Source organism: Anaerococcus sp. HMSC065G05, assembly GCF_001812365.1.
GTDB classification, from domain to species: Bacteria; Bacillota; Clostridia; order Tissierellales; family Peptoniphilaceae; genus Anaerococcus; species Anaerococcus vaginalis.
Window position 1 is genome coordinate 1 of the sequence record NZ_KV808696.1, and the last position, 12836, is coordinate 12836.

Annotated in this window: 11 protein-coding genes; 7 read left to right on the forward strand and 4 right to left on the reverse strand. The window is 31.0% G+C overall.

What is annotated here, in order from left to right; genetic code table 11:
* The 4 genes from HMPREF2852_RS09780 to mgtE all read left to right on the forward strand — a co-directional run.
* Positions 1 to 984 (forward strand): MiiA motif-containing surface protein (locus tag HMPREF2852_RS09780; protein ID WP_261667948.1); only part of this gene is annotated, 984 nt, incomplete at its 5' end.
* Positions 985 to 1167: 183 nt separating this feature from the next.
* On the forward strand, positions 1168 to 1752 hold the full coding sequence (locus HMPREF2852_RS02900) for a DJ-1 family glyoxalase III (protein WP_070605865.1): 585 nt from the start codon (positions 1168 to 1170) through the stop codon (positions 1750 to 1752).
* Positions 1753 to 1918: 166 nt separating this feature from the next.
* The gene (locus HMPREF2852_RS02905; protein WP_070605866.1) at positions 1919 to 3124 is read left to right on the forward strand and encodes a S41 family peptidase; all 1206 of its coding nucleotides are present in this window, start codon (positions 1919 to 1921) and stop codon (positions 3122 to 3124) included.
* A 4-nt stretch (positions 3125 to 3128) separates the two neighbouring features.
* Complete coding sequence (gene mgtE, locus HMPREF2852_RS02910; RefSeq protein WP_004839297.1) at positions 3129 to 4487, forward strand: magnesium transporter; 1359 nt, start codon at positions 3129 to 3131, stop codon at positions 4485 to 4487.
* A gap of 218 nt (positions 4488 to 4705) precedes the next feature.
* On the opposite strand, the gene HMPREF2852_RS02915 is transcribed toward mgtE, so the two are convergent.
* From HMPREF2852_RS02915 to HMPREF2852_RS02930, 4 genes are all read right to left on the reverse strand, one after another.
* Positions 4706 to 5950, reverse strand: a complete 1245-nt coding sequence (locus HMPREF2852_RS02915) for a YkvI family membrane protein (RefSeq protein ID WP_019118496.1) — start codon at positions 5948 to 5950, stop codon at positions 4706 to 4708.
* A 78-nt stretch (positions 5951 to 6028) separates the two neighbouring features.
* Positions 6029 to 6961, reverse strand: coding sequence for a 1-phosphofructokinase family hexose kinase (locus HMPREF2852_RS02920; RefSeq protein WP_019118495.1), 933 nt, complete (start codon positions 6959 to 6961; stop codon positions 6029 to 6031).
* 37 nt (positions 6962 to 6998) lie between these two features.
* A complete protein-coding gene (gene murF / locus HMPREF2852_RS02925) occupies positions 6999 to 8378 on the reverse strand; it encodes a UDP-N-acetylmuramoyl-tripeptide--D-alanyl-D-alanine ligase (protein WP_070605867.1) in 1380 nt (459 codons plus the stop codon).
* Positions 8375 to 9421 carry a D-alanine--D-alanine ligase family protein gene (locus tag HMPREF2852_RS02930; RefSeq protein ID WP_070605868.1) on the reverse strand — a complete coding sequence of 349 codons (1047 nt, stop codon included), beginning with the start codon at positions 9419 to 9421 and terminating at the stop codon, positions 8375 to 8377. The genes murF and HMPREF2852_RS02930 overlap by 4 nt, the downstream gene beginning before the upstream one ends.
* A gap of 177 nt (positions 9422 to 9598) precedes the next feature.
* Between HMPREF2852_RS02930 and pepD the strand changes: the two genes are divergently transcribed.
* The 3 genes from pepD to sufC all read left to right on the forward strand — a co-directional run bounded on the left by pepD (position 9599) and on the right by sufC (position 12836).
* The gene (gene pepD, locus HMPREF2852_RS02935) at positions 9599 to 11017 is read left to right on the forward strand and encodes a beta-Ala-His dipeptidase (protein WP_070605869.1); all 1419 of its coding nucleotides are present in this window, start codon (positions 9599 to 9601) and stop codon (positions 11015 to 11017) included.
* A gap of 571 nt (positions 11018 to 11588) precedes the next feature.
* On the forward strand, positions 11589 to 11855 hold the full coding sequence (locus HMPREF2852_RS02940; RefSeq protein WP_070605870.1) for an HPr family phosphocarrier protein: 267 nt from the start codon (positions 11589 to 11591) through the stop codon (positions 11853 to 11855).
* A 249-nt stretch (positions 11856 to 12104) separates the two neighbouring features.
* Entirely contained in the window at positions 12105 to 12836 is a 732-nt protein-coding gene (sufC, locus tag HMPREF2852_RS02945; protein ID WP_070605871.1) for a Fe-S cluster assembly ATPase SufC, read from the forward strand.

The window sequence follows — 12836 nt, forward strand, 5'->3', positions numbered from 1 at the left end:
ACAACAGCAACAACAGGTAAAGCTGATGAAGAAAAATCAGAAGCACCAACAATTAATCCAGTAAAAGTTGGCGACACAAAAATTACAGGAACTGCAAAACCAAATGCAATAGTTAATGTATTTTATCCAAATGGAGATGGGTCTGAAACTACAGCTGACGATCAAGGTAACTGGTCTGTTGATGCACCTGAAGGAATGACAGAAGGTCAAACTATTAGTGCAACAGCAACAGAAGATGGAAAAGAACGATCAGATAAAGTTGAAACTAAAGTTAAAGGTAAGGATACAAAAGTAGGCGGAGATGTTAAACCAGTTAAACCAACTGATGATAAACAAGATACTGGCATCAAAGTTGAAAATCCTGATGATGATACAAAAGTTACAGCTAAAGATGAAGATGGCAAAGACGTTCCGGTTGAAATTGATAAAGATGGAAATGTAATTGTAACTCCAGGAACAAATGTTGATGGACCAATCACTGTGACAATTGAAGATCCAGATCTACCAGGCGGAAAAGTTGAAATCGAAGTTCCAGTTGAAGGACACGAAAAAGGAAAAGATGACAACAATTCTGATAAAGATGATAATAAAACAATAGCAGACAAAACTGATCCAACTGTTCCTTCAAAAACTGAAGTTAAGGATAAGAACAACTTAACTGATGAGGAAAAAGACAAGGTTAAAAAAGCAATTGAAGACGCTAATAAAGATAAATTCCCACAAGGAACAAAAGTTGAGATTGGAAAAGATGGAACTGCTACAATAACTTATCCAGATGGTTCAGTTGACATCATTAAAGGAAATGATTTGGTAAATCAAAAAGCAAATGCTGGTGCTAGTGGAAGCATAAATAGAGTTAATAGCTCTAATACAGGCAAAAATGTTAAAACAGGTGTAGGTTCTTCTGCAACTATTTTAGCAACATTGGCTGCAGCAGTAAGCGGATTATTCGCTTCTAAAAAAAGAAAAAATGAAGAAAATTAATTTTTTCGAAAATAAAAAATAATTTTTAGTGAAGACCTTCGGGTCTTCATTTTTTTGTTGAGATTTTTGATTTTATTTTGTTTTTATTAAAAAGTTTTTATGGAAAATTATAAATTTATTTTATTAATGTAATTTTTTTATATGACTTTTGGGTGTGGGTATAATAGATTTATGGAGGAATTTATGGATAGATTTTTAGTTTTTTTGGCTGATGGTTTTGAGGAGATTGAGGCTTTAACTTTGGTTGATTATTTTAGAAGGGCTGATATTTTTGTTGATACGGTTTCTGTTGGCGATGATTTGTTTGTTTGTGGCTCTCACAATATTATTGTTAAGGCGGATAGGCTTATTGATGATATTGATTTGGATTTTTATGATGGGCTTTATATTCCTGGGGGTAGTGTGGGTGCGAAAAATCTTAGGGATGATAAAAGGGTTATTGATATTGTAAAAAAATTTGATGAGGAGAAAAAAATTATTTGTGCTATTTGTGCAGGGCCAACTGTTCTTGATAGGGCAGGTATTGTTGATGATAGGAATCTTGTTTGTCATCCTAGTGTGGAAAAAAGCCTTTTGAATGTTGGAAAAATTAAAAGTGACAAGCTTATTGTTGTGGATGGAAATATTTTTACGTCAAGGGGCGCTGGTGCTAGTGTTTTTTTGGCTTTGAAATTGATTGAAATAATTAAGGGGATTGATGTAAAAAATAGTGTAAAGGCTGGTATTCAAGAAGATTTTGTTGAGAAATATTTTGGTTTTAATTTTTGATGTTAATTTTGAATAAATCAATTTTTGTTTTTATTGATTTATTCTTTTTTTGCCTTTTTCTTTTATTTAAAAAAAGGTCTATATATGTTAAAATATAAGAATACTGATAGGTATTTAATTTCTATAAAAATCATATTTTGGTTTTTAAATTTTAATTGGAGGTATTATGAAAAAGATTGGTAAGGTTTTATTGGCCTTTTTATTGATTATAGGGACTGGCTTTACGGGTTTTACTCTCGGAAAGAATTCTTCTAATGATAATCGTATGATTTCTGAACAAAATCAAAAGCACATGGCTTCTATGGAAGCTATGAAGGAATTGATTGATGAGAATTTCCTTTTTGATTATGAGGATAAGCAATTATATGATGGTTCTTTGAAGGGAATGTTTGAAAATTTGGGCGATCCTTATACTGCTTATTATACAAAGGAAGAATTTGACAAACTTATGGAAGATGTTAATGGGAAATATGCGGGCATTGGTGTAGCTGTTCAAGCTAGTGATGAGGGATATATCAAGGCGATTTCTGTTTTTGATGAATCTCCTGCAAAAAAGGCTGGCATACAAGTTGGCGATTATATTACCAAGGTTGATGGTGTTTCTTATTCTTCTGACCAATTGGAAGAGGCTGTGTCAAAAATCAGGGGAAATGTTGGAGAAAAGGTAAAGATTACTGTCCTTAGAAAAAATTCTGAGGGCAAGGCTGAGGAAAAAGATATTGATGTTGAAAGAGCCGATGTAAAGGTTGATACTGTTGAAAGCAAAGTTGTTGAAAAAGATGACAAAAAAATCGGCTATATAAAAATAAAACAATTTGAGGATGTTACTAAGGAAGAATTTGGCAAGGAGCTAAAGGCTTTGAAGGATGCTAAGGTTGATGGTATTGTGATGGATCTTAGAAATAATCCTGGCGGTGGGCTTGATGTGTGTCTTGCTATCTGTGATACTTTTTTGGATGAGGGTGTAATTGTTTCAACTGTTGACAAAAAAGGCAAAGAAATTGTTGAAAAAAGCGACAAGGAAATGGACAAAACTCCTATGACTGTTCTTATAAATGAAAATTCTGCTTCTGCGTCTGAAATTTTGGCTGGAGCTTTTAAGGATAGAAAAAGAGCAAAAATTGTTGGGAAAACTTCTTTTGGTAAGGGCATTGTTCAAAAACTTTTCCCTCTTGATGATGGGTCTGGTGTAAAAATTACTATTAGCGAATATTTTACACCAAACAAAACTAAAATTCACAAAATTGGTGTAAAACCTGATGTAGAAGTTGAAGATAAAAGTGAAAATGGAGCTTTGGATATAGAAAATCTTGACAAGGATACTCAATTTAATAAGGCTTTGGATACATTATTAGAAGAAATTAAGGGGTGATATTATGAACAGCTATAACAGCGAGCAAAGGATTGAAGAACTAAATAATCTTTTAGAAAAAAAAGATATTCCGGCTTTAAAGGATTCTTTGAGAAGAACTAACCCCGTAGATATAGAAGAATTTATGTCTGAGCTTGACAATGAAGAAAGCTTGATTGTTTATAGGCTTTTGAGAAAAGATGATGCCGCTGAGGTGTTTGCTGAATTAAAACAAGATGGCAAGCACAGACTTTTGACTTCTATTACAGATCCTGAGCTTGATGCTATTGTGAAAGCTTTAAATTTCGATGATGTAATTGATACGCTTGAGGAAATGCCTGCAACTGTTGTAAAAAGAATTTTGAGAAATTCTGATTCTGAAATGAGAAAAAGAGTAAATCAATTTTTACAATTTCCAGAAGATTCTGCTGGAAGTTTGATGACAACAGAATTTGTAGAAGTAAATCCAGAAATGACCTGCCAAGAAGTTTTGGACAGGATAAAAAAAGTAGGTTCAACAAAAGAAACTATTTACACTTGTTATGTAACAAATACTACAAAATCTTTATTGGGATATGTTTCACTAAGGTTGATTGTAACAAGCTCATTAGATACAAAAGTTAAAGATTTGATGTATGAAGATGTAATCAGCGTGGAAGCTTACGAAGACCAAGAAGATGTAGCAAAAACTTTTAGAAGATATGGTTTTACAGCTTTGCCAGTTGTTGATAGCGAAAGAAGGCTTATTGGAATAATTACAGTTGACGATATTATGGATATAATGGAACTTGAAACAACTGAGGATTTCCAAAGAATGGCTGGTACAACACCAGATGAAGAAGAATATTCAAGCACATCAGCCTTAAAACTTGCAAAAAACAGATTGCCTTGGCTAATGTTTTTGATGGTTTCGGCTTCATTTACATCAACAATTTTAAAATCAAGTCAAAGGGTAATAGAATCAATAATTGCCCTAAATATGTTTATACCAATGCTAACAGACTCCGGCGGAAACGCAGGAAGCCAATCATCAACTCTTGTAATACGTGGAATGGCAACAGGCGATGTAGAGCTTGAAGATTGGTATAAAGTAGTATTTAAAGAATTTGAAGTTGGAGTTATAGTAGGAGTTATAATGTCATTTTTAGCATTTTTAAAATGCCTATTATTTGACGGAGTAGCTATGGAAGTTGCAGCCATAGTAGGAATAACAATTTTTGTAATAATAATTATAGCAAAAGTTGTAGGAGCCTTACTTCCAATGGGAGCAAAAAAATTAGGCTTTGACCCAGCAATAATGGCAAGTCCACTAATAACAACAATTGTAGATTCAATAGGATTAATATGCTATTTCCAAATTGCAAAATTAATTATGGGAATATAAAAAATTGCTTACTTTGATTAGTAAGCTTTTTTATTTTGGGAAATTGGTGTAAGAAATTTAAAAAATAAAATAATTCTTTAGTAATAAAATTAAATTTAGAATTACCCATCCCGACTAAACGAAACGAAGTGGAGTGCATGGAGGGATCTCTTTTTAAAATATGGCAAAATAAATAGACTGGAAAAGGGAATTTATGCCCTTATCCAGTCTAAATTTTATTATTCTTCGCTATTTTCTTCTTCTAATTCTTCTTTCACTTCTTCGTGAACGGCTTGTTTTATTTCTTTGTTGTCTATTATGGAATTTTCTGCTAATCTTTCTAGTTTTTCTTTTTCCATTTTTCCAAATTCTTCGTCGTCATCTAGTTTTCTTTTTGTAAGAACAGATATTGCAAATCTTCTTCTCATTTCGTGTTTGATTTCTTCTCTTTCATTAAACCAAGCAACTACTAGGATAATTGTAAGTATCATTCCTAAATATCCAAGTATTGGATAGAGGATTGACATTAATTTTTTAAAGCCTAAAAATGAAAGTCCAAAACCCATTAGGGTAAATATTATTAAATTTCTTCTAAATTTATTTTCTGTATCGGAAAATCTTCTTGCGGCTGAATAAAATAGGGAAATGGCTGTGTTAAAAATCATTCCAAAAATAATTAAAGACATCATAAGTCCCAAAACAGGGTGGATATTTTCTAAAACAATTTGCATTGGTATGTCGGAATCTTTTATCATTGGTAGGGTAAAAAATAGGGTAAGGCCTACTAGTGCTGTAAGAATTGCTACCATCAATCCTCCAAGCATTCCTCCAAGTCCTGCTTCGGCTGAGTCGGTTTTGCTTCCTCCTAGGACAAATGCCATGGAGATTCCGCTAATCATGCACAAGCCAAAATAATTTAGCGTGGATAAGCCTATGTTTGGAAGTGGGGATTTTACACTTTGTCCAATTTGATTTAGACTTTGCCAATCTGGTTTTATGGTTATAAAAGTATAAATTGCTCCAAGGATAGCAAAAATAATTATTAGAGGTGTAAAGGCACCGATTACTTTTGTTACTTTATCGAAATCTAACATTCCAATAAAAATTACTAGTAGGGTACAAATTAGTGAGCCAACCCATGGTTTAAATCCAAATTGTTGATTTAAATTTGAGCCTGCACCTGCTATCATTACGAAACCCATCAAAAAGCAATTAATTATTAGGGCAAAATCCATAAATTTTGTCAAATATTTGCTTGAAACTTCTTCGATGACATCGATATGACTTTCTGCTAAATAGTGAGAGCCAAGTTGAAGAATTATTCCTCCAACTAAAACGTGCAAAATTCCTATGGCTATAAGTCCAAATAGCCCTGATATTCCAAAGGAAATAAAATATTGCATTAGCTCTTGACCGCTTGCAAGTCCTGCTCCGGTTAATACGCCTACATAAGCTAGCATTATACTTATAGTTTTTTTATTCATTATTTCTCCTTTTTGTTTGTTCTCCTTTAATAAAAAATTTTTTATAATAAAAGTGTTGGTTTATGCCAACACTTTTGTTTAAGAAAATTGGTTTATTACTACCTTTGGTATTATTTTTTCAATTTCTTCTCTTGTTGGTAGGTCTAGCACTTCTGCTGTTGCTGTTGCTGCTGCTACGGCAACTTTGTATGCTTCGAGATAATCGCTTGATCTTACTAAAGTTCCTATAAATCCTCCTATCATTGAATCACGACAGGCTACTGAATTTACTACTTCATTTATGTGAATTTCTTCGGATATATATGAATGTCCATTTTGGCTAAAAAACATTGAGCCTTTTTTGCCGTATGAAACTATGGCGTTTTGTGCTCCCATTTCTATAATTTTTTTGCCGTATTTGTCCATATCTTCTATTGTTTCAATTTTTGTTCCAAAAATTTCCATCAAATCTTCTATGTTTGGTTTTACTAGAATTGGTCCTTCTTTTATAACGTCTGGTAAATATTCTGCTGGTATATCTGCTATAAATTGCGCTTTGTTTGCTTTTGCTATTGAAACCATTCTAGAATAAATATCTTTGTCAGATTTTTCTTCCATTGGTGGGACTGATCCTCCCATAACAATTGTATCGCCTTCGCCAACTCTTGATAAATAATATAAAAGTTCATCTACTTCGTAGTGGCTTATGTTTGGACCTTTTGAATTTATTGTTGTTTCTTCGTTATCTAGTAATAATTTTATATTTGTTCTATTTTCTTCTTCGATATTTACAAAATCTGTCATGATATTTTCTTTATCAAGCCAGTCTTCTATAAATCTTCCTTGATGTCCACCTGTAAATCCAGTTGCAATTGTAGGGATTTTTAATTGTGATAAAACCCTAGAAACATTAAGGGCCTTGCCTCCTGGAAGGGTAAATTCATCAGATACATGGTTTTTATCGCCAATATTCAGGTTTTTTACTTCTAAAATTACATCCACAGATGGATTTAGGGTAACTGTATATATCATAATTCCTCCAATAATTAATCTTTTCTATTTTTATTTTTTATACTCTTAAATCATAAATTGCTTCTATAACTTCTTCCATGTGAAGTCCTCTTGAACCTTTTACAAAAACTAAAGTTGATTTTGTTATTAAAAATTTCAACTTATCTATAAGGTCATTTTTGTTTTCAAAATAAAAACTTCTGTTTTCTGGGAAATTTTCAAGACTTGCCTTGTACATTTCTTTGCAAAGTGGGCCATAGAATAGGCAATAATTTATTTTTTTTGGATCTATATCAAGTCCTGATTTGTAATGAAGATTTTTTTCTCCATCGCCAAGCTCAAGCATATCTCCCAAAACTACAATTTTATTTAAATATCCATCCAAAAATCCTGCAAGCTCAAGTCCTTGTTTTAAAGATTGGGGATTTGATTTGTAGGCATCGTCAAGAATGTCAAAGCCATTTCTTTCTATTAATTCATTTCTGTTTGCATTATTTGATACTTTGGCTAGACCATTATCAATTTCTTCATAAGAAAGATTAAATAATTTTCCAATAAGAACTGCCAAAGCTCCATTATAAACTTGATGAGTGCCTAGCAAAGGAACTAAATAATCTTCGTTTTCGTATGAGAATTTTGTGTAAGTGCTTGAAAATTCTTTTGGGCATACTTTAAAATCCACTTCATCTTCTTCTCCAAAACTTATTGTTTTTTGTTTTATTGTATAGGAAGGAAGAACTTTTTTTAATATTTCATCATCGCCATTATAGATAAAAGTTCCATCATCTTTTAGGCCTTCAAGAATTTCAAGTTTTGCTTTGGCAATTCCTTCTCTTGATTTTAATTTTAAAAGATGAGCATCGCCAATATTTGTAATCATTGCCATATCTGGTTTTGCGATATTTGAAAGGAGAGAAATTTCTCCAAAATCTTCTGTGCCCATTTCGACCACACCGATTTGTGTTTTGTCTGAAAAATCCAAAAGAGTCAAAGGAACTCCAATTTCATTATTCAAATTTCCTTGAGTTTTTTCTACCTTATATTTTTCTGATAAAACTGAATGAATCAAATTTTTGCTGGTTGTCTTGCCATTTGAACCTGTTATTGCAATTATTTTTATGTCAAGCTCATCTCTGTATGCTCTTGCCAAATCTTGCAAGGCTTTTTTTGTATCAGAAACTTTTACAAAGGGAATTGAAATTGACTTTGGAATTTTGTAATTTTCGTCAATCAAAAAGGCAACAGCTCCGGAGTTCTCACATTCTTCTATAAAAATTCTTCCATCAAATTTTTCTCCAACTATTGGTATATAGAGATTATCTTTTTTGATTGTTCTAGAATCAATTGATATTCCTTTGATTTTTGTTTTAGAATACTTTTGGTTTGAAATTTCTCCACCAAGCATTTGTGCAATTTCTTCTAAAGTTCTTTCAATCATTTAAATCTCCTTTTTTGAAAACTTTTAAAACCTTCTTCAATTAGCATATCAAGAATTTGTGAAAATTCTAGGTTAAAACTAATTTTGCAAAGTCTTGCAAAAAATGAAGTTGGGGTAAAGCCAGGGAAGGTGTTTATTTCGTTGATGTAAAATTCATTATCTTTTAAAAATATATCAACTCTTGCAAATCCTTGGCAGCCACAAGCCTTGTAGCATTTTTTTGCAAATTCTAACAAATCTTTTTCAAGATTTTCATCCATTGGATAAGGAAGCATTTCTTTTGTGGATTTGTCAAAATATTTTGCATCATAGTCAAGGAAAATATGGTCAGTTACATAAGCTCCTGGCTTTGATGCAATTAATTTATTATCGCCGATTATGGCGATTTCTACTTCTTGACCTATTATTGCTTCTTCAACTAAGATTTTTTCATCATATTTTAAAGATTCTTTTCCAAATTTTAAAAGGTCGTCTATGTTTTCAGCCTTGTTTACTCCAACTGATGAACCATTTGCTGATGGTTTTACAATCATTGGAAACTTAATATATTCTTCGCATTTTTTTGCAAAATCAAGGTCAAAAGATTCTTCGTTAGCATAAAGGTATCTTGCTTGTTTTAATTTATTTTTTTCGAAAATGTCGTTTGCGGTAACCTTGTCCATACAAACAGAAGATGACAAAAGTCCATTTCCAATATAAGCTGTGTCAATTGCATCCAAAAATCCTTGGATAGTTCCATCTTCTCCATAAGTTCCGTGAACACAAGGAATTATAATTGTATTTTCCTTATCCTTATCTTTTAATTCTAAAAGAAAATCAGAAATTGATTCTAAAATATTTTCTTTGCATTCTTTTACAAGCTCAAATTCATCGTCTGTATTTATAAAATCGAAAGCTTTTGAAAATCTACCTTTTTTATCAATATAAACAATTTTTAAATTGTATTTGTTTTTGTCTAAATTTTTTGAAATATTAAGGGCACTTCTAAGAGCTATTTCATGCTCGCTTGAAGGTCCACCGCATAATAAATAAGTATTAATCATATATCTCCCCACTCTAATTTTATATAAAAATTTTACTACATATTGGAAATTAGAGCAAATAAAAGAAGATTTTATTGAAAAATAAATTAATATTTATTATTTTCTTTTGAAAATTTTCGTGTTTTTATTTCTACAATTAAAAGTATAATATTTAAAAAAATAAAAATAGGAGGAAATATGGATTATAAAGATTTACAACCAAAAGAAGTTTTTCATTGGTTTAAAGAAATTTCAAATATACCAAGAGAAAGCGGAAATGAAAAAGAAATTTCAAATTTTTTGGTAGATTTTGCAAAAAAAAGAAATTTAGAATATTGGCAAGATGATTTTTTAAATGTATATATAAAGAAAGAAGCAAGCAAGGGCTTTGAAAATTATCCAGAAGTTTTACTTCAAGGACACATGGATATGGTTTGTGTAAAAGAAAATGGTTCAGACCACGATTTTTCTAAAGATCCAATTGAGCTTGTAATAGATGGAGAATGGCTTAGAGCAAACAAGACTACTCTTGGGGCAGATGATGGAATAGCAGTAGCTTACGCTCTTGCAATTTTGGATGATGAGAAAATTTCACACGGTCCAATTTCTGTTTTAATAACAACTGGCGAAGAAACATCCATGGTTGGAGTTAATAATTTAGATACAAAAAAATTAAATGATCCAAAATATTTATTAAATATCGACAGCGAAGAAGAAGGAATTCTTACAATTGGATGTGCTGGTGGAATGGATATAAAATATTCTTTTGAAAAAGAATATGAAAAAGCACACGGAGAATTTATTTCAATTGAGCTTAAAAATTTCCAAGGTGGACATTCTGGAATGGAAATTGATAAGTACAAATTAAATGCAATCAAGGGACTTGTTAGAATAATTGATGGATTAGATTCATATAGGATAGGAAAAATTTCAGGTGGAGTAAAAAGAAATGCAATTCCATCAGAAGCATTTGCGATAGTAGAAGTAGATGATGCAAAAAAAGCGATAAAAAATCTAGAAATAATAAAAGATGAAATTATCCACGAATACAAAAATTCAGATCCAAAAGGCGAAATAATTATAGAAGAATGTAAATTTGATGGAGAAGTTTTAACAAGAGATTTGTCAGAAAAAATTGTAAATGCAACAATGATTGTAGCAGATGGACCTGTAAAAAAATATGCTGGAAATTTAGTTACAAGTTCAAATCTTGGATTGATTGAAGAAGATGATAAAAAAATAAGTTTTGTAATTCTTGCAAGAAGCGAAGTGACATCAGCAAAAAGATTTAGAAGAGATGTTATAAAAAAACAAGTAGAAATGTTTGGAGCAAAAGTAGAAACATCAAATGAATATCCAGGCTGGGAAAGAGAAGACAGCGAACTTTTGGAAATGATGAAAAATGTTTGGGAAAAATTAAATGGAGAAAAACCAGAAGTTTTAACAACTCACGGTGGGCTTGAGTGTGGTTTGTTAAAACAAAATATGAACCAAACCCAAATGGTATCATTCGGCCCAGAAATAGAAGGCGCTCACAGCCCAGAAGAAAGAGTAAATATAAAATCAACAGAAAATAATTATAAATTTTTAATAGAACTTTTAAAAGAATTAAAATAAAAAGAGATTTGTAGCTTTTCATAGGGGAGATAAAGTCAGTTTAGTAATTCATTATTAATTTAAAAATAAAAAAAGGCTAGACACCATCTTGACTAGATGGTTGTGCCTTGATTTGGCACAATCATCCCTAAAACTAAGTGATAAAGCACGAAAAAGTTTGCAAAGCAAAGGTGTTTTAGTGTGAGTGAAATGAACGCATGGAGAGATCTCATGAGATTTCTCCACTCGTTGTTCACGATGAATAGGGATAAACAATCGAAACAGGCGGTTGTTTATCTGGTCGAATGGGAAAAGTTTATATTTTGTCAACAGTCAGAGAGGTTTGCACCTCTTTTTTTATTTTGCTAAGTAAGATATTTAAAATCCTTGTTAAAAAATTTTTTCGTGCTATAATATTTACAGAAAAGGAAATCATTTTCTAAAAATTTAATATTTTTTTAACTATTATTTTCAAAAATGCAAGTATTGTATTATGATAGGAAAACGTGTATAATATATTTAAGATTTAAGGATTATAGTTAAAAAAATAATAGTTATAGAATTTTATTTATCAACAATTAATGGAGGTAATATGTACGAGGAAAAAGTTACGCTTGTAAATGAAATCGGTTTACACGCAAGACCTGCTTCTATATTTATTAGAGAAGCTGTCAAGCATACGTGCGATATAAATGTAGAAAAAGATGGAAGAATTTATAATGCAAAATCAATTATGTCAGTTTTGTCTATGAGTGCCGGAAAAGGCGAAGAAATTATAATAAAGGCTCAAGGCGATGACGAAGAAGAAGCTGTAAAAAGTTTAGTTGATTTGGTAGAAAATAAATTATCTAATTATTAGGAATTTAAATTTACTTAAAAATAAAAATTAATACTTATTTAGAGAACACTTTTGATAGAAAAAGTGTTTTTTATTTGCGAAAATTTTTAAAATCAATTATTTTGTAAGGCTAAAAAAATTTAAAAATTATTTTTTAAAATTTCATATAAAAATGTTAAGATTTCAAGTTTTGACAATCCGTACTAAAGCAGTATACTTTAAATGTATATAAATTTATTTTCTCAAAAGTTAGGAAAAAAGAGGTAAGAAATGAAAGAATTATTAAAAGTTGAAAATTTACATGTTTCAGTTGGAGATACTGAAATATTAAAAGGAATAAATTTAAAAGTTAATGCTGGAGAAGTTCATGTAATAATGGGATCAAATGGTTCAGGAAAATCTACATTCATGAACGCTGTAATGGCAAATCCAGTTTATGATGTAACAGAAGGAAAAATATTTTTTGAAGGAGAAGATATAACAGATTTAACAACTGACAAAAGAGCAAAGGCAGGAATTTTTATGTCTTTCCAATCTCCTGATGCGATTAATGGTGTAAAGCTTAGAGATTTTCTAAAGCAAGCAAAAGAAGAAGTTACAGGAAAAAAACCTTCAATTTTAGGATTTAATAAAGAACTAAAAAAAGAAATGGATGATTTAAAATTATCTGAGGAATATGCAAATAGATATGTAAATGTGGGATTTTCTGGTGGAGAAAGAAAAAAATCTGAAATTTTGCAATTAAAAATTTTAAATCCAAAACTTGCTATGCTTGACGAAACTGATTCAGGACTTGACGTTGATGCGGTAAGAATTGTAAGTGAAGGAATCAAAAATTATTTAAATGAAGATAATGCTGTAATAGTTGTAACTCACCACAATGAATTATTAGAAAACATTGATGTTGATTATGTTCATGTTTTAAAAGACGGTGTAATCAAAGAAACATCTAATGCAAGCCTAATGGAAAAAATTGAAAAAGAAGGATATGAGTGGGTTTAA